At 63.2% G+C, this 20,804-nt stretch carries 21 protein-coding genes; 3 read left to right on the top strand and 18 right to left on the bottom strand.

Annotation, left to right across the window (positions count from 1 at the left end):
• Positions 1 to 7 precede the first annotated feature (7 nt).
• From rfbC to B5G03_RS10220, 4 genes are all read right to left on the bottom strand, one after another.
• The gene (gene rfbC / locus B5G03_RS10235; RefSeq protein WP_087181606.1) at positions 8 to 574 is read right to left on the bottom strand and encodes a dTDP-4-dehydrorhamnose 3,5-epimerase; all 567 of its coding nucleotides are present in this window, start codon (positions 572 to 574) and stop codon (positions 8 to 10) included.
• 34 nt (positions 575 to 608) lie between these two features.
• Positions 609 to 1,049: a sugar 3,4-ketoisomerase gene (locus B5G03_RS10230; RefSeq protein ID WP_087181605.1), complete on the bottom strand. Its 441-nt coding sequence runs from the start codon at positions 1,047 to 1,049 to the stop codon at positions 609 to 611.
• Positions 1,050 to 1,062: 13 nt separating this feature from the next.
• Positions 1,063 to 2,163: a DegT/DnrJ/EryC1/StrS family aminotransferase gene (locus B5G03_RS10225; RefSeq protein WP_087181604.1), complete on the bottom strand. Its 1,101-nt coding sequence runs from the start codon at positions 2,161 to 2,163 to the stop codon at positions 1,063 to 1,065.
• 240 nt (positions 2,164 to 2,403) lie between these two features.
• Positions 2,404 to 3,837 (bottom strand): D-alanyl-D-alanine carboxypeptidase family protein, encoded by a 1,434-nt coding sequence (locus B5G03_RS10220; RefSeq protein ID WP_087181603.1) that lies wholly within the window; start codon positions 3,835 to 3,837, stop codon positions 2,404 to 2,406.
• A 225-nt stretch (positions 3,838 to 4,062) separates the two neighbouring features.
• On the opposite strand from B5G03_RS10220, the gene B5G03_RS10215 reads away from it, so the two are divergent.
• Positions 4,063 to 4,647: a 5-formyltetrahydrofolate cyclo-ligase gene (locus tag B5G03_RS10215; protein WP_162613386.1), complete on the top strand. Its 585-nt coding sequence runs from the start codon at positions 4,063 to 4,065 to the stop codon at positions 4,645 to 4,647.
• Here B5G03_RS10215 and B5G03_RS10210 read toward each other — a convergent pair.
• Positions 4,644 to 5,219, bottom strand: coding sequence for a dipicolinate synthase subunit B (locus B5G03_RS10210; protein ID WP_087181601.1), 576 nt, complete (start codon positions 5,217 to 5,219; stop codon positions 4,644 to 4,646). The two genes, B5G03_RS10215 and B5G03_RS10210, sit on opposite strands and share 4 nt — an antisense overlap.
• Positions 5,216 to 6,016 (bottom strand): NAD(P)-dependent oxidoreductase, encoded by an 801-nt coding sequence (locus B5G03_RS10205; protein ID WP_087181600.1) that lies wholly within the window; start codon positions 6,014 to 6,016, stop codon positions 5,216 to 5,218. The genes B5G03_RS10210 and B5G03_RS10205 overlap by 4 nt, the downstream gene beginning before the upstream one ends.
• A 334-nt stretch (positions 6,017 to 6,350) precedes the next feature.
• Here B5G03_RS10205 and murC point away from each other — a divergent pair, with 334 nt between their 5' ends.
• A complete protein-coding gene (gene murC / locus B5G03_RS10195; protein WP_087181598.1) occupies positions 6,351 to 7,724 on the top strand; it encodes a UDP-N-acetylmuramate--L-alanine ligase in 1,374 nt (457 codons plus the stop codon).
• Between the two features lie 73 nt (positions 7,725 to 7,797).
• Here the strand turns inward: murC and B5G03_RS10190 are convergent, their stop codons facing one another.
• From B5G03_RS10190 to B5G03_RS10160, 7 genes are all read right to left on the bottom strand, one after another.
• Positions 7,798 to 9,681, bottom strand: a complete 1,884-nt coding sequence (locus tag B5G03_RS10190; RefSeq protein ID WP_087181597.1) for a hypothetical protein — start codon at positions 9,679 to 9,681, stop codon at positions 7,798 to 7,800.
• Positions 9,682 to 9,974: 293 nt separating this feature from the next.
• Positions 9,975 to 10,325, bottom strand: a complete 351-nt coding sequence (locus tag B5G03_RS10185) for a type II toxin-antitoxin system PemK/MazF family toxin (RefSeq protein ID WP_058962553.1) — start codon at positions 10,323 to 10,325, stop codon at positions 9,975 to 9,977.
• Positions 10,326 to 10,439: 114 nt separating this feature from the next.
• Positions 10,440 to 10,820 (bottom strand): holo-ACP synthase, encoded by a 381-nt coding sequence (locus B5G03_RS10180; protein WP_087181596.1) that lies wholly within the window; start codon positions 10,818 to 10,820, stop codon positions 10,440 to 10,442.
• 80 nt (positions 10,821 to 10,900) lie between these two features.
• Positions 10,901 to 12,703, bottom strand: coding sequence for an ABC transporter permease (locus tag B5G03_RS10175; RefSeq protein ID WP_087181595.1), 1,803 nt, complete (start codon positions 12,701 to 12,703; stop codon positions 10,901 to 10,903).
• Positions 12,700 to 13,383 (bottom strand): ABC transporter ATP-binding protein, encoded by a 684-nt coding sequence (locus B5G03_RS10170; RefSeq protein ID WP_087181594.1) that lies wholly within the window; start codon positions 13,381 to 13,383, stop codon positions 12,700 to 12,702. Before B5G03_RS10170 ends, B5G03_RS10175 begins: the two co-directional genes overlap by 4 nt.
• Positions 13,384 to 13,458: 75 nt before the next feature.
• Positions 13,459 to 14,445, bottom strand: a complete 987-nt coding sequence (locus B5G03_RS10165) for a sensor histidine kinase (RefSeq protein WP_087181593.1) — start codon at positions 14,443 to 14,445, stop codon at positions 13,459 to 13,461.
• On the bottom strand, positions 14,438 to 15,109 hold the full coding sequence (locus B5G03_RS10160; RefSeq protein ID WP_087181592.1) for a response regulator transcription factor: 672 nt from the start codon (positions 15,107 to 15,109) through the stop codon (positions 14,438 to 14,440). The genes B5G03_RS10165 and B5G03_RS10160 overlap by 8 nt, the downstream gene beginning before the upstream one ends.
• A 202-nt stretch (positions 15,110 to 15,311) precedes the next feature.
• Between B5G03_RS10160 and B5G03_RS10155 the strand changes: the two genes are divergently transcribed.
• Positions 15,312 to 16,808 carry a hypothetical protein gene (locus B5G03_RS10155; protein WP_087181591.1) on the top strand — a complete coding sequence of 499 codons (1,497 nt, stop codon included), beginning with the start codon at positions 15,312 to 15,314 and terminating at the stop codon, positions 16,806 to 16,808.
• A 62-nt stretch (positions 16,809 to 16,870) separates the two neighbouring features.
• Here B5G03_RS10155 and B5G03_RS10150 read toward each other — a convergent pair whose 3' ends face one another.
• Genes B5G03_RS10150 through B5G03_RS10130 form a run of 5 tightly spaced genes read right to left on the bottom strand, consistent with a single transcriptional unit; the run spans position 16,871 to position 20,768 of the window.
• A complete protein-coding gene (locus B5G03_RS10150; RefSeq protein ID WP_087181590.1) occupies positions 16,871 to 17,227 on the bottom strand; it encodes an EamA family transporter in 357 nt (118 codons plus the stop codon).
• Positions 17,220 to 17,591 carry an EamA family transporter gene (locus B5G03_RS10145; RefSeq protein ID WP_087181589.1) on the bottom strand — a complete coding sequence of 124 codons (372 nt, stop codon included), beginning with the start codon at positions 17,589 to 17,591 and terminating at the stop codon, positions 17,220 to 17,222. The genes B5G03_RS10150 and B5G03_RS10145 overlap by 8 nt, the downstream gene beginning before the upstream one ends.
• A gap of 3 nt (positions 17,592 to 17,594) precedes the next feature.
• Positions 17,595 to 18,518, bottom strand: coding sequence for a sodium/glutamate symporter family protein (locus B5G03_RS10140; protein WP_087181588.1), 924 nt, complete (start codon positions 18,516 to 18,518; stop codon positions 17,595 to 17,597).
• A 31-nt stretch (positions 18,519 to 18,549) separates the two neighbouring features.
• Positions 18,550 to 19,800 (bottom strand): ATP-grasp domain-containing protein, encoded by a 1,251-nt coding sequence (locus tag B5G03_RS10135; RefSeq protein ID WP_087181587.1) that lies wholly within the window; start codon positions 19,798 to 19,800, stop codon positions 18,550 to 18,552.
• The gene (locus B5G03_RS10130; protein WP_087181586.1) at positions 19,797 to 20,768 is read right to left on the bottom strand and encodes a glycosyltransferase family 2 protein; all 972 of its coding nucleotides are present in this window, start codon (positions 20,766 to 20,768) and stop codon (positions 19,797 to 19,799) included. The genes B5G03_RS10135 and B5G03_RS10130 overlap by 4 nt, the downstream gene beginning before the upstream one ends.
• Positions 20,769 to 20,804: the final 36 nt, after the last annotated feature.

The raw sequence follows: 20,804 nt of genomic DNA, 5'->3' as shown, positions 1-20,804 counted from the left end.
CGCTCCCTTACCACTTGTTAAAATAATCAAAGCTCTGGGCGGCAAAGGGCTCGTGCTTTTTGTCCTTTTCGCTCAGCAGATACTCGCAGCCGCAGTCCGGCCATTCCACATTCACGGTGGGATCGTTGTAGGGGATGCCGCCCTCGGCAGTGGGGTCGTAATAATCGGTGCATTTGTAGCAGAACTCGGCCTCGTCGCTCAGCACCAGGAAGCCGTGAGCAAAGCCCTTGGGCACGTAGAACTGCTTTTTGTTCTCGTCGCTCAGGGTCACGCCCACCCATTTGCCGAAGGTGGCGCTGTTCGGGCGGCAGTCCACCGCCACGTCGAACACCTCACCCTTGGTCACACGGACCAGCTTGCCCTGGGTATGCTCCTTCTGGAAATGCAGCCCCCGCAGCACGCCTCGGCTGGACTTGGACTGGTTGTCCTGCACGAACTCGTTGGTGATGCCGGCGGCGGCGAACTCTTCCTTCTGGAAGGTCTCCATAAAGTAGCCCCGGGCGTCACCGAATACGGTGGGCTCGATCACCAGCACACCGGGCAGTCCGGTCTCAACAAACGTAAACTTCCCCATTTTCGTATGTCTCCTTGTTTTGTTGTTTTGGCTCTCAGCGGTCCGATTCGCTTTCGCGGGCCATCTCGGCCCGGAACGCCTCGTAGTCGCGAATGTATTCCTCTCCATCGTAGTGTTCGCTGCAAAGCACCAGCAGCACACTGTCCGGCGAAAAATCATACATATCCTTCCACACCATGCGGGGGATGTAAATGCCGGTGTTGGGCTGGTCCAGATGATAGACCTGCTCGCGGCCCAGGCCGTCGTCCACGCGGACCTTGCTCTTGCCCGCCACGTTCACCAGCACAAACTCGGTGTTCCGGTTGGCGTGCTGGCCCCGCATCACGGTGGCGTCGCTGCCGTAGATATAGAACACTCGCTGGATGGCGAAAGGAACATCCCGCTCGCCCTCCACCACGATCAGACTGCCCCGCTCGTCGCCCAGGTCGCCGAAGCGCAGCAGCTTCACCTTATCGTAATTTGTATTTTGTTTCATCGGCTGTTATTCCTCACGGCTCCCACTGGTTGATGGCGTCGATCACATAGCGCTGCTCTTCTTCGGTCATGCCGTTGTACATGGGCAGACTGAGCACCTCGCCGGCATAGCGCTCGGCAATGGGGAGATCCCCCGCCTTGAAGCCCAGATAGGCATACGCCTCGGACAGGTGCGGCGGGATGGGATAATGGATGATGGTACCGATGCCCTTTTCCTTCAGATAGGCGGCCAGCGCGTCGCGCCCCTTCGGCACATGCACCACATACTGATGCCAGGTGCAGTCCGCACCGGGACGAATCTTGGGCAGCTGCACATGGGGATTCTTCAATTCCCTGTTGTAGGTATCGGCAATGGTGCAACGCTCGGCGTTGAAGCCGTCCAGGTGGGTCAGCTTCACTCGAAGCAGACCTGCCTGCAGCTCGTCCAGCCGGGAGTTGGTGCCAACCACCTGGTTGTGGTAGCGCTTTTCGCTGCCGTAGTTGCGGTAGACCCGGAACTTCTGAGCCAGCTCATCGCTGTTCGTCACAATGCAGCCCGCGTCGCCGAAGGCACCGCAGCCCTTGGTGGGATAGAAGGAGAAGCAGCCCACGTCGCCGAAGGTACCCACGGTCTGGCCCTGCCAGTGGTTGCCGTGGCTCTGGGCACAGTCCTCCACTACCTTCAGATCATGGGCCTTTGCAATGGCCATGATACGGGTCATGTCGCAGGACTGGCCGTACAAATGCACCGCCAGAATGGCTTTGGTTTTGGGGGTAATGGCGGCTTCGATCTTTTCCGCGTCGATGTTGTCGTATTCATCCGGCTCCACGAACACCGGAGTGGCCCCGTTCATGGAGATGCCCATCACGCAGGCGATGTAGGCATTGGAACAGACGATCACCTCGTCGCCCTCGCCCACGCCCAGCAGCCGGAAGCTGATCCACAGCGCATCCAGCCCGCTGGCCAGACCCACGCAGTGCTTCGCGCCGATGTAGGCGGCCCATTCCTTTTCAAAGGCCTCCACCTCTTTGCCAAGCACATACCATCCGCTGCGCAGCACCTGCAAGGCTTTTTCCTCATACTCCGCCGCGTGCAGGCTGTACTGGCGGCCCAGATCGTTGGGCATGATGTTCATCAACGCAATTCCCTCCCGCTGTGTAAACGCCCCGCCGGTGCGGCAGGACAAACATATTCATGGTATATTTTACCCCATCCCGCCCCAAAGCGCAACAGCAATTCCTGTAAAAGGCTTTGCCCTCTCTGCGGATGGCATTTTGCTTTTTTTCCAAAAGTGCAGAAAAACAGCCCGCCGCCCCGGGAAGCTTCGTTCCCTGGGGCGGCGGGCCGCCTGACTTCATTCTATGGTTTTGTGCGCTCAGCGCCGGGGCAGGTCGGTGCGGTCGTCGTGCCCTTCCTTGGTGGAGGAGCGGCGCACGTCCAGCGTGCGCACCGGCGCGGAATTCACCGGGTTACTGCGGGTGATGATCTGGAAGTCCGCGGGCAGGCCGGTCTCCTGGGCCCGCTTCGCGGCAAAGCTCTGCAGTCCGCCGCCGCTGCGCACCAGGCGCGCCGCCAGCAGAATGGCAACCGCCGCCGCGGCCACCGCAACGCCGATGCCCAGATACATCCGCCCGTCGCCTGCGGTCTTCTGGGGCACATAGGTGTTGGCCTGCAAGATCTGCTCCAGACCGCTCACCGAAAGCCCCACCGTGCGCAGGGCGGTGGGCTGGATAGCGTTTTCCGCCAGCACATAGGTGACCGTGGCAGAGAAATTCTGCCCCAGCACGTACTGCTCGGGAATATTGAACTGGGCGGTCACGTCTGCCTCGGTGAAGGCGTCGTTCAGCAGCACGTCGGCCCCCTGGGCGGACACCTGCACGTTGCCCAGGCTCTCGGGACCGCCGCCCACCAGCGGCACCTCATAAGTATCCTGCGGGCTGGCGATGGTCACCCGCCGGTAATGGGCAAAGGCGTAGTCCAGCAGGGCCGCGGCGTCCTTGTAGTTGCCGTTGAGACCCACGGATTTGAGCACCACCACGATCAGGTTCAAGCCGTTCTGCTCGGCATAGCCCACATAGGTGTAGCCCGCCTGGTCGTGGAAGCCGCTTTTGCCGCCCTTTTCATAGGCCCGGTACAACAGCGGTCCGCCCACCCGCAGCCAGTCGGTGCAGTGGAAGGCCCGCTCGGGCTGCAGGTTGGTTGCCGCCATGCGCCATTCCTCGTTGCGGCAGAACACATCCATAAAGCCCGGCTGCTGCATGGCCCAGCGGGTCAGGTTCGCCATATCCCGGGCGCTGGTATAATGGTTTTCATCATACAGGCCGTGGGGGTTGGCATAGTGGGTGTTGGTCAAACCCAGCTCCTGGGCCTTGGCGTTCATCTTTTCCACGCCGCTGGCGATGGTGCCGTCGTCACCGAAGTATTCCGCCAAAGCGTTGGCGCCGTCGTTGGCGCTCTCCATCTGGGTGCCGTAGATCACGTCCTCCAGCTTCACCACCTCGCCGGGCAGAAGGGCGATATGGGTGGATTTGGCCTCCAGACTGTGGGCCACGTCGTAGTCAATGGTCAGCTCAGCGGACCAGTCCCCCTGCGCTTTTTCCATGGTCAGGCCCAGGGTCATGATCTTGGTGATCGAGGCCGGATACAGCACCTCGTCGGGGTTCTTTTCCATGATGACCTGGCCGGTGTCCGCGTCCATGACCACATAGGCCTCACAGGTCACCTGGGGCAGGTCCTCCGCTGCCGCGGAAGGGGCCAGCACCGCAGCGCCCAGCACAGCGGCGGCCAATATTGAAAACAGTTTTTTCAAACCGAATACATCCTTTATCTATTGGTTTTTCCGTTCGCTTTCTCAATTTTGCGATATATTGCTTTAACTGATTTATTATATCCTACCGCCCGCCCCCGGTTCAAGTTCTGCACAAAATTTCCACAGAATGTTTGCATCCCGGCGCGCGAGGGCGGCGGATTTTATGCTATGATACAATCAAAATCAGCAAGCCGGTGCGCTTGCCGAAACGGAGGCTCCCCTTCTATGGAAAATCATTTCGATTCCACCGCCGCCCGCAAGGCCGCCCTTCGCGCCCAGGCCCGGGCCTTTCTGCGCCAGGCAGGCCCGGAGCGGACCGACGCCTGGGGCCGGGCCATGGCCGGATATCTGGCCGAAAGCGAGCTGTGGAAAAAAGCCGGGACGGTGTTCTGCTTTGTGAGCACCGCCCGCGAGCCCTCCACCCGACCGCTGCTGGAGCTGGCGCTCGCCCAGGGCAAGACCCTCTGTGTGCCCCGCACCGGGCCGGAGGGATTTATGGAAGCGGTCCCCCTCACAAGCCTGGAACAGCTTACCCCCGCCCGCTTCGGCCTGCTGGAGCCCGCGCCCGGCCTGCCCGCTCTCGCTCCCGAGCGGCTGGACCTGGTCGTCGCTCCCTGCCTGATGGCCGCCCCGGACGGGTTGCGGCTGGGCCAGGGCGGCGGCTACTACGACCGCTTTCTGCCCCGCTGCCATTGTCCGGTGGTGCTGCTCTGCCCCTCGGCACTGGTGCAAAACGACCTGCCCGCCGAGGCTCACGACCGCCGGGCCGATCTGGTTTTGACCGAGCAGGGCTTCGGTTTCGAAGGCTAAACGTTCAGCACCGGGCCCAGCTGGCGGCCCCGCAGGGCGGACTCCAGAGTGTCCCCGATCAGGGAAAAATCGCTTTGCAGGCTGCTGGGCTTTTTCAGGTAATCATCCTGGGCAAAGGGCACGATGTAATAATGTTTGCGGTTGGTCAGCGCCGCCAGATTTTCAAAGCTGGCAGCCAGCCCGTCATTGGTGGAAAGCGCGATGACCACCGGCTTGCCGCTGCGCAGCATACTTTTCGCGCCCAAAGTGACCGGTGTATCACTGATGCCGTGGGCCAGCTTTGCCATGGTATTGCCGGTGCAGGGGGCGATGACCATGGCCGCCGCCATGTTTTTGGGTCCCAACGGCTCGGCGCCCTGCAAGGTTTCGATGGGCGGCGTGCCGCACAGCTGTTCCAGCCGCCGCTTCCAGTCCGCCGCCGCGCCGAATCGGGTATCCATCCCGGCGGCATTGAAGCTCATCAGCGGCAGCACCCGCACCCCGCTTTTCACCAACTCCTCCATGCGCGGCAAAATGTTTCCGAAGGTGCAGAAGCTTCCGCACAGCGCCCACACCACAGTTCTCTCGTTCATATGCACACTCCCTCCTCACGCAGCATGGCCAGCACCGTGTCGGCCACAAATTCTCCGGCGGTCACCGGCGCGCAGCGGGCCGGCAGGCTCAGCGCCCGAATGGCCCGGAGCCCCAGCTCCTCCGCCGCTTCCAGATCCACCCCGCCGGGCAGGCTGGCCAGGTCGATCACCAGACTGCCCGGAGCCAGCGCCGCCAGTTCCCGCCGTCCCAGCACCGGCGCCGGGATGGTGTTCACCACCGTTTCAAAGCCGGGCAGCGCCCGGTGGAGCTGCTCCAGGTCCCGAACGGCCAGCCCCTGACTTTCCGCCTGTGCCCGCTGGCCGGGGCTGCGGGCCGCCACCGTGACCCTGGCCCCCAGCGCTGCCAGCCGCACCCCCAGCGCCGCGCCGCACCGCCCGTAACCCAGCACCAGCACCGGGCTGTTCCAGAGCGTTCGGGTGCGATTTTGCAGCAGCAGGGCGATGCAGCCTTCCGCGGTGGGCACCGCGTTCAGCACCGCCAGCTCCTCCCGCTCCAGGTAATCCCGCAGCGGGACCCCCGCCTGGGCAGCGGCCTGCCGGGCCGCCGGGCCCACCCTGCCGCCGAAGGCCTGTGCGCCGGGCTTTGCGCCTGTCAGCAGCCGGACCAGCTCCTCGCTCTCGCCGCTCAGCGGCATGGGCAGCAGAATCACGTCCGCCGCGGCCAGGCGTTCCCGCCCCACCACCTGCCAGCCCCGCTGGCGCAGGCGGTCCGCCGCGGCCCGCTGACGGGCATCCGTCCCCAGCACGGCAAACACCGTCTTTTTTTCGCTTGCCATTGTTTGCGCTCCCCCTTTTGTGTGGATTCGCGGCCAGGGGCCGCGCTGCTTTTGCCCATGCTATGCCCGCCCGCCTGCAAGTGTGCGCCCCCGCTTTGCCTTGGCATTTTGGTAAAAAAACCGGTTCGTTTTTCGCCAAAACAGAAAAATTCATCGAACACATCCCAAAAAATGCCCTTAAAGTGTTTATTTTGTGGAGCAAAAATTATATAATGATAGCTACAGAAATCCATATTCGGCGCGTTTTGCGTGCCGGGCACATGTGCGGCGGCTCCTTCGGGGCCGCCGGGACCCTTTTTCGGGATACGATCATGCTAAGGAGAGGTGGACCATAATGAACTTCCTGAGCGGCTTTAATGCCAACTTGCTGGATGGCGTAAAGCGCCTCCATTTTATCGGCATCGGCGGCAGCGGCATGTATCCGCTGGTGCAGATTCTGCATGCCCGGGGTTATACCATCACCGGAAGTGATGTGAACGAGGGCAGCATCATTGATTCGGAACGTGCCATGGGCATCGAGGTGTTCATGGGGCACGATGCCAAAAACGTGCTGGGGGCGGATATGATCGTGTATTCCGCTGCCATTCATAAGGACAACCCCGAGCTGCGGGAAGCAGATGCCCGGGGCATCCCCATGCTGGAGCGCAGCGTTCTGCTGGGCTATGTGAGCCGACTGTACCCCCGCAGCATCTGCGTGGCGGGCACCCACGGCAAGACCACGGCTACTTCCATGATCACCAGCCTGCTGGAGCTGGCCGGGCAGGACCCCGCCGCGGTGATCGGCGGCAAGCTGCCCCTGATCGGCGGCTACGGCAAGAACGGCAGCGGCAACACCATCGTGATCGAGGCCTGCGAGTTTGCCGAGACCTTCCTGCATCTGACGCCGGACATCGCGGTGCTGCTGAACATCGACAACGACCATCTGGACTACTACGGCACCATGGGCCAGCTGAAGTTCGCCTTCAAAAAGTTCGCCCTGATGGCCCGCCACACCATCGTGGCCAACGCGGACGACACCAACGTGGTGCAGGTCATCAACAGCCTGGACCGTGCGGTGCGCACTTTCGGCATCCACGCCGGGGCGGATTATCAGGCCGTGAACATCCAGGAGCACAAGCCCGGCTTCTATGAATTCGACGTGCTGGAGTGGGGCTACCCGGTGGCTCACCTGAAGCTGAGCGCCCCCGGCTACCACAACATCTACAACGCGCTGGCCATGGCCGCCTGCTGCTTCACCGTGGGTCTGACCGGCGAGGACGCCGCCGCGGCTGCTGAGAGCTTCAAGGGCGCGGGCCGCCGGTTTGAGATTCTGGGCGAGTTCAACGGCGTGACCGTGGCGGACGACTACGCCCACCATCCCACCGAGATCGCCGCCACCCTGAAGACCGCCCATGCGCTGGGCTACAACAAGGTGTGGGCGGTGCATCAGCCCTTCACCTACAGCCGCACCCGCGAGCTGATGGACGACTTCGCCCAGGTTCTGGCGGACACCGATCACGTGGTTCTGACCCCCATCATGGGCAGCCGCGAGGTGGACGACGGCAGCGTGAAGAGCGAGGACCTGGCCGCCAAGATCCCCGGCAGCGTGGTGGTTGCCGGTCTGAAGGAGGCCGCCGACTACGTGAAGGAGCACGCACAGCCCGGCGATTTTGTGATCACCATGGGCTGCGGCGACATCTACAAGGCCGCCCACATGATGCTGGAATAATTTCTTTACAAAACAAAACGCCCGGAACATCGCAGGATGTTCCGGGCGTTTTCTATTCTTTTTCCCGGCTGCCTCAGCCCTCGGCCAGGGCGGGCCAGACCCGGGCCAGCTGTACGCCGCCGTCCTCTGTGGTCTGCACCGCGTAGAGCGCGCCGCCCACAATATCGCCGGGGTCGGCAAACAGCTCGCTGTATTTGCCCGCAAAGGAGGGGCTGATCTGGTAAAGATACACGTAGGTGTAGCCCTCGCCGGTCAGGGTGTCGGCCCACTGGCTGGCGGTCACGTCGCTGGCCCAGGCAGCCCAGTCCCCCTCCGTGTTGAAATTATATCCGGCAGAGGTGCCGATATTCCAGGGATAGAAGCTGTAGTTCGCGCAGAGCACCTCATAGGAGGCGGTGTCCTCCGCCACAAAATACAGCTTGTCGTCCTCGTTCCATTCCATCGGGAAGGATTCCGGAGTGAAATAAGCAGCCCGCTGCTGTTGTTCCAGCGCCGCGCCCTTGGCCGGGGCCACCAGACGCTGGATCTCGGCGCTGGTTCCGGGCATCACCAGCAGTACCGCTGCCAGCACACAGCCCGGGCCCAGCAGCCGTTTGCCCTCGGACCGTCCCCAGGCGCCCAGCGCCAGATACGCCGCCAGCAACGCCGCTGCCAACAGCCAGCTGCCCAGATACCGCTCCAGGCTGGCCACCCGTGTGGCCTCATAATCCGAAAACTGGAAGAAATACAGATACAAAAGGCCGATGCAATACACCGCAAAGCCCGCCGCAAGGCCCAGACTCAGCCGCCGCAAGCTGGACTCCAGCCGGGGCAGCGCCCGCCGCAGCGCCCAGATCGCCGTAAGGCCCAGAACCAGCCAGGCCGCGGGAGAAAGGGGCAGCGTGCTCTCGTTGCCCACAGGCAGGAACAGGTGCTCCAAGAATGCCGCCAGGGTCAGGCTCCATTTTTCCGGCCAGGGACCCGCCAGCGCCAGCAGGCGGCTTAATGTATTGCCGCTTCCGCCCGCGGTCAGGCCCTGCATGGCCACCACGATGCCCCAGCTCAGCCGGGCCAGCACCAGCGCGCCCGCCGGGAAGGCCAGCTGCACCGCACACTGGCGCACCGCCCCGGGCTGGCCGCCCGCACGGGCCAGACGCAGACCGTCCCAGGCCACAAAGGCCAGGGCTGCCAGCGCGAAGATCACGCCGCTTTCCTTAGTGAGCACCAGCACCGCGGTGCCCAGGCTCAGCTGCAGGGTCACGAAGCCCTGGAGCCGCCGGGTACTCAGCCAGGCATACAGCAGGTAGGCAAACAGCAGCGCCAGGGTGCCGTCCACACACAGGTCGCTGTAGAACTGGCCGTAAAAGGCCAGGGGCAGCAGGAACACACCCACAAAGCCTGCCAGCGCACCACCCAATCGCTTCCAGCCGAACCGGGACAGCACCGGCAAAAGCAGACTCACCTGGAACAGCATCATTGCCCGGTAGAGATAGCCCTCGGTGAAGCCGGGGGTCAGCCGGACGAACAGGTATTCCAGCAGCGCCAGCGCCGGAGGATATTCGCCGAAGAGCATCTCCTCCGAATGCCACACGCCCAGCTGGTCGTGGTTGACCATTACCTTGACGGTGTAGGCCCAGTGGCTGAACTCATCGTTGCCGATGGCCAGCCGCCCCGCCTGCATCCAGGCGATGAAAAACACCATCCCCACCAGCACCGCCGCGCCGGGGGTCAGCCACCGGTGTAAAAACAGCTGTTTGCGGCGCACCGCCTGTGCCACCAGCCAGACCCCGGCCGCGCCGCCCAGAAGGCTTACTGCCCCCAGGCCCCACAAAAGCGGCCCCGCAAGCCCGAACAGATACAGCACCAGAATCCCGATAAACAGAGCCGGGGCGAAGGTCTGCTCCAGCCTGCGGCCAAACTGCACCGCCAGCGCCAGAGCGATGACCGCGAACACCGCCACCCAATACAGATAGATCACTTGCTTCTTCACTTCCCACGCGTTTTTGTTTTAGGCAACATCGCACAATTTCAGGTGGTGGAGCGCGCCGGAAATTTTTTGTGATATGAACCAAAAAGCGCAGCCAATCCTTGGTGGATTGGCGAGCATTTTTGGAAAATAGCACGTAAAATTTTGGCGTGATACGCCGCCTGAGCCGCCAGGCGTGAATTGTGCGGTGCTGCCTTTATCATACCACGAAGCGGGCGGCAATTCCAATAATTAAGGGCGCCGCCCGGCAAAAAGCCGGTCGGCGCCCTTCACTGTTTCGTTGTTCACATGCTCACAAGGCCCACGCTGATGCCCAGCGCCTGGTCCACCCGTCGCTGGTCGCTCTCGCTCAGGCGGCCTGCCTTTTCCCGCAGGCGGCGCTTGTCCAGCGTGCGAATCTGCTCCAGCAGCACGATGCTGTTGCGGGTCAGGCCGCAGGTCTGGGCCTGCAGGCCAATGTGGGTGGGCAGATGGGTCTTGTCCTGCTTTGATGTAATGGCCGCCGCAATCACGGTGGGGCTGTGGCGGTTGCCCACATCGTTCTGCAGAATCAGCACCGGGCGGATGCCGCCCTGTTCCGAGCCCACCACCGGGCTCAGGTCCGCGTAAAACACTTCGCCTCTATGCACTTCCATGGTCATACTCCCTCCAGTGATCCGCCCCGCCGCACGGCGCACGCCTATGTGCCCCCGCCGCTGCGGGGCTGTTTGGATGTGTTCTGGTGGTAGTATGCCCGCCTTGCCCGGCTCTTAATCGCCGGTTTGCTCCAGAATCGTGAAGGCCTGGGCAAGGCCGCCGTCGTGGCTCAGGCTCAGGTGGGCGGTGAGCCGGTTCTGTTTCAGCCAGGCCGCCGCCTGCCCGGTGAGGGCGTAGTAGGGCGCTCCGCTTTCAGCGCGCAGCACCTGGATTTCACAAAGGGCAAAGCCGCCGATGCCGATGCCGCAGGCTTTTAAAAAGGCTTCCTTGGCGGCAAAGTTCGCCCCTGCGCTTTCCGGCTGCTTGCGGGGAGAGAGGCTCAGCAGAAAGGCCCGCTCCTCCTCGCCGAACACCCGCCGCAGAAAGGCCGGGCTGGCCAGGCTTTTTTCCATCCGGTCGGTGCGCACCAGATCGGTGCCGATACCGTAGATCATTGGCTGTTCCCCCTCGTTTGCCCCGCCGGGGCCGTTTCTCGCTTTTTATTATACGGAACCGCCGGGCGGGGCGCAAGCGGTCAGTCCCGCTGGGACAGGCCTTCCAGAATGGAAAACCGGCGCAGCATCCGCAGTGAGACCAGAAGTGCCAAAGCGCTCACCGCTCCCACGCAGACCACCGGGGTGAGCAGCGCCGCCGGGCTGAGGGAGCGAAGCAGTGGGATATCCAGCACCCGGTCCGTCAGAAGCCAGGCGAGGGCGAGGCCCGCCGGAACTCCCCACACCATTCCCCGAATGCCATAACCCAGACACTCCCAGGCCAGCATACGGGCCAGCTGGCGGCGGCTCATGCCTGCGGACAGCAGCAGCGACAGCTCCCGCCGACGCTGCAGCATGCCGCTGCTGACGGTGCTCAGGATGTTGGCCGTGCTGGTGAGCAGCACCACCGCCGCAAAGCCGCCGCAGAACACCGTGAGCAGAATGCGCACCCCGTTGCCCAGCAAAACGGTCTGTCCGGTGGGAGTGTAGTCCTGAAGCTCATACTGCAACCCACGCCCGGCCAGAACCGGCGCCACCGCCCGGGTAATGGCCCGGCCGTCTTCCACATCCCAATAAACCGCATAGCTGCGGATCTCCCCCTGCCCGAAGGAGATGCCGCTGGCCTCAAAGGCGCTGCGGCTGGTAACCAGCACCAGCGTGAACCGGTCATCTTCCGCGCCCTTTTGCCTGATTCCACCGGGCAGCGGTGCGTCGCTGGTTCCGGCCACCACCATTTGCGGTCCGGCATATTTCCAAAGCAGCGTCTCCTCGCCCAGCTCCTCCGGAGAAAGATCGGAAGCCGCTTTCGCCCAGACCACCGGAACCATGCCCTCTTCACCGGCCAGCGGCTGGCCGTACCAGCTTTCAAAATCCTCGTCCTCCAGCACGATCTGGAGAGTGTTGAGCATCCGCTCTTCCCGCACCCCGTAAAACTTTTCCATCAGCTCGGTCACCGTGCCGGGCTTATCCGGAACCGCTTCGGCCACCTCCCGCAGCAGCTCTTCGGGATACTGGCCGCTCTGGTCTCCCCAGATGTAGACCCGGTAGGAAAAGGGCGCATGGCTCACATCGTAGTAGCGCACCAGCGCCCGGTTGAAGGTGAAGGCCATCAGGATCAGCGCAGCGCTCACCGCAAGGCCCAGGCTCAGCACCCGGTAGCGGCCGGGCGTCCGCTGCCTGGCCCGCTTTGCCAGCAGGCGCACCGCACTGACCGGGGCATGTTTTCCCTTCTGTTTGGGCACATTTTGCAGCTGGGGCCGCATGGCCTGCATGGGGGAAAGCCGTGCCGCCCGCCGGGCGGGGCCCCAGGCGGCCAGCAGCAGCGCCAGCGCACACCAGAGCGCCGCGGCCGCCAGACGATCTGCCTGAACCGCCATTCGGATGCCCTGCCCGTTGGTGATGGTCTGGATGCCCTGGGTCTGGTTCATGGCAAAGAAACCCACCTGCAGGCCCAACACCGCAACGAACATTCCCAGCGGAATGGCCACCACACCCAGCAGGGCCGCCTCCAGCAGCACGCTGGCCCGCAGCTGGGCCGGGGTGGCCCCCACACTGGCCAGCTGCCCCAGCATCCGGGTGCGCCGTTCCAGCGAGAGCCAGAACCCGCCCCGGATCATCAGCGCGGTACCCGCCAGCAAAATGCACAGCAGCAGCTTCACCGCCGCCATCGCAACCAGCGCGAACTCGCTGTAATATTTCATATTCAGGGTGTACACCAGGGAATCGCCCCCCAGCAGCACTGCGCTGATCAGCACCGAGCTGAGCAGCACGCTCAGAAAGGCAAACCCGGTGCTCACCTTTCCCCGCAGCAGCTGGCGCACCGTAACCGACCAGATGGCTCTCATGGACGGATCACCTCGTCTCTCTGCAGGCGGCCGTCCCCGATCACCAACACCCGCTGTGCCTGCTGGGCCAGCTCACGGTCGTGGGTGATCATCAGGATGGTCTGGCCGGTGCCCTTGTGGATGGCCCGCAGCAGCTCCATCACCTGAGCGGTGTTGGCTGCGTCCAGGTTGCCGGTGGGCTCGTCCGCCAGCAGCAGGGCGGGCCGGGTGATGAGCGCCCGCCCCAGGCTCACCCGCTGCTGCTGCCCGCCGGACAGCTGGTCCGGGAAGGCGTCCAGCTTGCCCTCGATGCCCAGCTGCTCCACAATGCCCTCCAGCTGGCCCGGCGCCGGGCGGCGGCCGTCCAGCAGCAGGGGCAGCAGCAGGTTCTCCTTCACGGTGAGCAGCGGGATCAGGTTATAAAACTGATACACCAGCCCGATCTGGCGGCGGCGGAAGACCGCCAGCGTTTCGTCCGGCTGGTTTGCCAGGTCCATGCCGCTCAGCCGCACCGTACCGCCGGTGGGCCGGTCCACCCCGCCCAGCAGGTGCATCAGGGTGGATTTGCCCGACCCGGACGGCCCCACGATGGCCACAAACTGGCCCTTCTCCACGGTAAAACTCACATCGTCCAGGGCTTTTACCTGATTTGCCCCGGTCCCATAGATCTTTGTCAGATGCTCCACTTCCAGAAACGGCAAGCGGACCACCTCCTTTCCTGCCCAAAGAATATCCCGCCCCGGTGACAGGCCGGTGACGGCCCGCTGACGGTTTTGTCACCGAAACAGCCGCAGCCGGAAGAGCGGACCCTCCGGGGTGTTTTCGGCGGTCACATCCCCCTGCTGGCCCCGGGCGATACTGCGGGCCAGCGGCAGGCCGATGCCCACGCTGCCCGGACTGGCCGAAGCACCCCGCCAGAACCGCTCGAACAAGCAGGGCAGCTCCTCCTTTGGGATGGCCGGTCCCTGGTTCTGCACCCGGAATTCAAAATACAATGCCTGGCAGCTGCACTCCACCCGCACCCGACCGCCGGGCGGGGTGTGCTCGGCGGCGTTTTTCAAAAGGTTCGCCAGCGCCTCGGCGGTCCATTCCAGGTCGCAGACGCAGAAAAGCTCCTCCGGGCAATCCGCCTGCAGCTCCACCCCGCGTTTCAGATAAAGCTCCGCCAGGCCGCCCACCGCCCGCTGGAGCACCTGCCGGGCGGGATGCTCCTTCTTTTCAAAGGGCACCACCCCCGCGTCCAGCCGGGAAAGGCGCAGCAGCGCTTCCACCAGCCAGCGGATGCGGCCGGTCTGGGTCTCGATCTGGGCAAGGCCCTCCTCCGCTTCCCCGGGCGGCAGCTCCTCCCGCAGAAAGTCGCATTGCAGCAGAATGGCGGAAAGGGGCGTGCGCAGCTGGTGGGCGATGTCGCTCAGGCTGTCCGCCAGAAAGCGCTTGTCCGCTTCCAGTGCCGCCGCCTGCTGCTGCAAAATGCTGGTGATTTTGTAAAGATCGTCCTGCAAAGCGCTCAGCTCCCCCGGGGTCTGGCCGCTGAGCCGGGGCGGCTGGCCCCCGGTATAGACCTGGGCCAGATATTCCGACAGCTGCCCGATACGCCGGTACCGCCGCAGGGTGTACGCAGCGGCAAGGGCGGCGAGCGCTCCGCCCAAAACCAGCGCGGTGGCCGCGCCGGGCACGCCCCAGGCCAGACCCTGCCCGATGGCCGCAGCTGCCGTCAGGGCCAGCATGGCGGCCAGCATCCGGTAAAATTCCCTGCTATGCATCCGGCTCCTCCTCCCAGCGGTAGCCCAGGCCCCGCACCGTGGCGATGTGCCAGCCGCAGCCCTCCGCCAGCTTTTCCCGCAGCCGCTTCACCGTAACAGTGAGGGTGTTGTCGTTCACAAAATTGCCCTCCTGGTCCCACAGCGCCTGCAGCAGCTGGCCCCGCTCCAGAATCTGGCCGGGATTGGAAAGGAACACCAGCAGCAGCCGGTATTCCTGGGCGGTGAGGGTGATCTGGGTTTCTCCCACAAACACCCGGGCGCTGCGCCGGTCCACCGTAAGCGCGCCGAAGTGCATCCGCTCGGGTCCCTTGCGGCGGCGCAGCACCGCCTTCACCCGGCTGATCAGCTCCCCGGCCCGGAAGGGCTTGGTGATGTAATCGTCCGCGCCGCCTTCCAGCGCCCGCACCACGCTGCCCTCGTCCGCCCGGGCGGTGAGGATCAAAATGGCCGCGTCGCCCCGCCCGCGCAGCGCGCAGCAGACCTCTTCGCCGCTGCCGTCCGGCAGGCCCAGGTCCACCAGCGCCGCGTCGAAGGTCTCCCGTTCCATGGCCTCCAGTGCTTCGGCCACCGTGGCGGCGGCCGTGACGGCCCAGCCCTGACGCTCCAGCAGCTTTCGCAGCGGCAGCACAATGGCCGCCTCGTCTTCTACAAGCAGGATCTTCATGGACCCCATTCCCCCTTTTTCTGTTGCAGCTTTCCTATTTATTATACCGGAAAACCCTGCGCTTCGGGTGACGGAGCTGTCACTTTCCCGACCCCAGGCCAGCGCCGGGCCGCTTGCCCGGGGCCGGGCATCCGTGCTACAATACAGTCGCGGTTTGCGCCTGTTTGGGCAGAGCCGATCGTTATTGCACCGAGGTGGCATTATGAAAAATCTTCTCACGCGGCGGTACACTCTGCCGCTTTTCTGCCTTTTGTGTTCCTTTGCAGTTCTGGCGGTCTGCTCCCGTTCCAGCCCGCTTTACCCCACCAACGACTGGGTGGACGCCAACATCTATTTCACCATCGGGCGAGGGATGCACCAGAGCCTGATGCCCTACCGGGACCTGCTGGACCACAAGGGCCCGCTGCTGTATCTTTTACACTGGGCTGCGGCTGCGGTGAGCAGTACCAGCTTCTTCGGGGTATGGCTGCTGGAGGTGGCCGCCGGGTGGGGCTTTTTGTACGCCAGCGCCCGCACCATGCTTTTGTACTGTGGCCGGAGTTGGACCTTTTTCTCGCTGCCGCTGCTGGCTGCCTGCGTTTACGCCAGCCCCGCCTTCGCCCAGGGCGACAGCGCCGAGGAATTCTGTCTGCCGCTGCTGGCCATCGCCCTGTATTTCTTTTTGGCCTGCTTCGGGCCCGGCAAAAAGCTTCCTTCCCTCTGGGTCTTTGCGGTGAACGGCGCTGCCGCCGGGGCCATCTTCTGGATCAAATTCACCCTGCTGGGGCTGCATTTTGCCTGGATGGCAGCCTTCGCTCTGCTGATTTGGATCGGCCACCGTTCCTTCGTCCGTGCGCTGGCCGCTTGCGGGACCTTTCTGGGCGGGATGGCCGCCATCTCGGTGCCCATCCTTCTGCCCTATGCGCTGGGCGGCGCGCTGCCGGACCTGTTCCAGACCTATTTTGTGACCAATCTTACCTCCTACAGCTCCACCCCCACCCACTGGAGCACCCCTCTGTACAACCTGGCCGTGTCCGGCCTTGAGACCGCGCTGAACAATCCGGTGTGGGCAGTGCTGGCGCTCCTTGGCGGCGTGTTCTTTGTATTTTGCCGCGGCATTCTGCATCCCGCAGCCAAGGCGGCACTGCTTGCCCTTGCGTTCTTTTCCGGCTTTTTCATCTGGGCCGGTTCCATGGGCTGGCCCTATTACGGCTTTCCGCTGTCGGCCTATGCGGCGCTGGGCTTTGTCTGCCTGGGCCGGCTGTTGCAGAATCTGCCCGCCCGTCTGCCCCGGGGCGCAGTCCACGCGGGCTTTGTGCCCGCGCTGGCGCTCAGTCTGGCGTTGTGCATGGCGTTCAGCCCAAACGTGCCCTTCATGAAGCTGAAAAAGGAAGATCTGGTGCAGACCAAATTTGCTTCCATCATCCAGCAGGAGGGCGGCCAGACCCTTTTGAACTACGGCTTTCTGGACGGCGGATTCTATCTTTCCAGCGGCATCACCCCTTCCTGCCGGTTCTTCTGCCGCATCAACCTGCCGAATTATCAGGAGCTGGAGGAGCCGGTGCGGCAGCTGGTGGAGCAGGGTTATTTCGATTTCATCGTGACCCGGGAGGAAGGCCCGCTGCCCGGCATGGAGGAACATTACGAGCTGGTATGCACCGAATACCAGCTGTATGACGGCACGCTCTTCCCCTACAGCCTGTTCCGAAAAATCGCATGAGCACACCAAAAAACGGCGCCGGTTTGCAAAAACGCAAACCGGCGCCGTTCTTTTCTATTCGTTCAGCCCGCCAGGGCATAAATGAGAATTCCCACCAGGATCAAAGACAGTGCGATGCACTTTTTCCGGCTGAGCTTCTCCTTGAAGATGGTCACGCCGAACACCGTCACATACAGGTAGCTGGTGGCCTCCAGCACCGGGCCCAGGCTCATGGGGATGCCCTTGTAGGCCAGGATGCTCAACAACGTGCAGCCCACAAAGATGCCATAGCCCAGAATCACCCGCCAGTCCAGATATTCCATAAGAAAATTTTTATGCGGGCGCATGGCGGCCTTTTTCAGCAGCACCTGGGACACAGCGGCCAGAAACACTCCCAGCAGATAGATCAGCGCGTACAGCGGCTGGATGGTATCATTCATGGCGTTTTTCCTCCCCGTCCGCTTTCACAAACAGCACCACACCGGCCACGATCACGGCCGCGCCGATCAGCTTGCCGGGCGTGATGGACTCGTGGAAGAACAGCGCCCCCCACAAAATGCCCCACACCACCGTGACCGCCTTGTTGGCGAAGGCCAGCGTCAGGGGCAGCCGCTTGATCACCTGCTGCCAGCCCACGGCATACAGCACCAGAATGGCCATCATACCGCAGTAAAAGGCGATGTACTGCCAGCTCAAAAAGGGCTGGGCGGCGGCATTTTTGCTGAAAAAGCCGCTGAGGGAATACACCGCCAGCAAAAGATGCAGCCCGATCAGGGTGAGGGCGTAGGAATTGTGCTTTTTCATGGGTCATTCTCCTCGCTTCGAGGCGGGAAAGATCACCTTGCCGGCCTTATCCCGCACACCGTAGCGCAGCGCGCACAGACCCAGCAGGGCAAGGCCCGCCAGAATCAGCACCGCGCCGCTGGTCAGGCCATAGGTGGGCACGCTCACCGAGAAGGTGCGGTTGATGGCATTGCCCACCAGATAGGAAGCGCCCACCGCCACCATGATGAGGACCAGATGCCAGGTGAGCGGGTCCATGGACATGGTGCTGATGGTGCCGCTGCCCAGGCTGGTCTGCTTGTCCGCCGGGACAAGGCCGGTCTTCATCTCCTCCGGCAGGTCGCTGGCCCGGCAGATCACCTTGGTGTAACCCTTGCGGGCACAGTAATTGATCATCAGAACGCCGCTGAACACGCCGCCCAGCAGGCCGAAGGTGGCAAAGGTCTGGCCGATGGTCACGGCGTCGGCCCAGCCTGCTTTTTCCAGCACGCCGCCCACAGCCGCGGCGGTGCCGTGGCCGCCCGCGAAGCCGCTGGGCATCATCAGGGCGAACCAGCCGGTGAGCTGGGGAAACAGCACCCGCAGCAGCGCGCCGCCCACCAGCAGGGCGATGCCGAACTGCAAAATCTCAGCCGCGCTATTCAACAGAAAGGTATCGCCCACATTGCGCATCATGGTGCTGAATTTCGCGCCGCTCTGCTTGCCCAGATACATGGTGGCGAAGAGCACCGTGATCAGGATGCCCGCATAGCTGGAGGCCTGGCTGCTGAGGGTGAGCACCCCCAGCCCGTGGCTGCCCAGCAGCACGCCGAAAAAGCCGGCGATCAGCGCCGTGGGAATGAACAGGTTCTGCAGCGGGCGCATACGGATGCGCACCAGCTTGGCAATCAGCATCAGCAGCGAGATGATGCATACGTCATAGGTCAGATCCAATGCAGAAAAATCCATGGGTCTTTCTTCCTCCTGTTTGTTGCCCGGCTTACTGCTCGAGCTGATTGCTGTACAGCAGGTTCTTGCCCTCGCCGTCCAGCATGCGCACCGTGCCGAACAGGGTGCGGGTCAGCTCGTCCAGCGCCTCGCGCCGGTCCGCGGTGATGTAATAGCGGGCGGCATAGGGCTTCGCGCCCACGCCGTGGGCGATGGTCTCGCCCGGCTGATAGTAGATGATGCTCTGGGCCACGCCGGGCAGCTTTGCCGCCGCCTCGGCCGCGCTCACGTCCGCCACCGTGCCCTCGTAGCCGTGGAAATACAATCCGCCGCTCAGGCACTTGAAGTGGGGATCGTGGGCCTGGAAGGTACGCTTGAGAGCCGCTTCGTCGTACACGTAGTCCAGCAGCAGCTGCTCCACACTCATGCCGCCCGCCAGAGTGACCAGCTCGTGCTCGTAACCGAACATCCGCCCGGCGATCTCGCACACCTGTACTCCCTGCCCCGGGGTGTAGAAGAACTGCATGGAGATGGGACCGGTGGTGATGCCCACGAACTGCGCCACCTTGCGCACGATGTCCATGGCCTGCTCGCGCACCTCGTCCAGGAAGCGGCTGGGATAGACCAGACGACTGATGTGGGGGATGTCGCCCTCGATCTCGTGGGACTTCTCCCGGTCGGCGATGCTCAGCAGCTGCAGCTCGCCGTCCACCATCCAGGTCATCATGTTGAACTCATGGCCCTGGTTGTAGGTCTCGGCCAGGATGTAATCAAAGCTGGAGAAGGAAGCGGTGTTGGCGAAATGGGCGCGAATCTCGTCCGCGCTGTTCACCACATAGATGCCCCGGGAGCCGTAGCCGTTGGCGGGCTTGATGACGCAGGGCAGGCCCACGGCTTCCAGCTCACTGTCGGCAAAATCGGCGTTCAGCCGGATGCTGGTGGGGGTGGGGATCTGCAGCTGGCGGAACATCTCCTTCATCAGGGGCTTTTCCCGCAGGTAGCGAATTTTTTCCGGGGTGCAGTAGCACTTGAGGCCGGCCTTCGCGGCGATCTTCACCAGGCACTCGGCCAACAGGTCCGAGAAGGAGGCGATGATGCCGTCTGCCTGTTCCTCCCGGCACATGGCGGCCACGCCGTCGATGTCCCGTACGTCGATGTTATAGGCCTTGTCCGCAAAGGCCTTGGCGGGGCCGTTTTCGTAGCCGTCGCACACAATGGTATAGATGCCCTGGCTGCGGGCCAGCTTGACCAGCTCCACAAATTCATCCATGGAGCCCAACACGACCAAACGATGCTGTGTCATTCCTCTTCCTCCTTATGCTGTTTGCCATCGGCGGCACCCAGATTGCACCGGGTACGCACCACATACTGGGGCTGCTTGTTCGCGATCATGAACATGCGGCCCACATACTCGCCCACCAGGCCCAGGCAAATCAGGTTCACGCCCGCGGCCAGCAGGATCACCACCATCAGAGAGCTCCAGCCGGTGAGCACCGTGGGGTCCATCAGCTTCTGGATCACCACCAGGATGGCCCCGATGATGCCCGCCGCACCGAACAGCGCGCCGCACAGCAGCGAGAAGCGCAGCGGCAGCACCGAGAAGTTGGTGGAGGTGCTCCACAGCCGGATCAGGCTCTTCAGATTGTAGCCGGACTGGCCCACCGCCCGGTCAAAATGCTCCAGCGGTACATTACCCACATTTTTGGTAATGCGCATCAGCAGGCCGGACATCTGGGGATAGGGACCGCTGTAGCTCAGCGCCTCGCGGCACACAAAGCTGCGGGCCACCCAGAAGCTGCTCACCTTCAACCCCTTGGGGCGGCCGGTGAGCACCCGCATGGTCCAGCCCTCGAAGCGAGAGCCCAGATTGCGGAACCAGTTGTGGTGTTTCTGGGGATACCAGCCGTACACCACGTCGTAGTTGCTCTCGTGGATGGCGTCCAGCAGCTTGCCGAACTGGGAGGGATGGGTCTGCAGGTCATCGTCCATGCTCAGCACGTAATCGCCGGTCACGTAATGCAGCGCCGCCAGCAAAGCGCTGTGCTGGCCGAAGTTCCGGCTCAGGTCCACGCCCTTCACCTTCGCATCCTCGGCGCAGAGGGCCCGGATCTGGGCAAAGGTTCCATCGGTGGAGCCGTCGTTCACCAGCACGAATTCGTAGTCATAGCCCAGCCGGAGCAGCTCCTCCCGGGCCAGATGCACCGCCTTGGCGATGGTCTTTTCGGAATAATAGCACGGGATGATCACCGATACCGTTTCCTTGTTTTCCATGATGCCTCTCCTCTTCAGGCGCCCGTTCGGCGCTTT

Source organism: Gemmiger sp. An50, assembly GCF_002161595.1.
Classification (GTDB): domain Bacteria; phylum Bacillota; class Clostridia; order Oscillospirales; family Ruminococcaceae; genus Allofournierella.
Note: the sequence above shows the minus strand (reverse complement) of the source record. Positions and strands in the feature narration are given on the sequence as shown.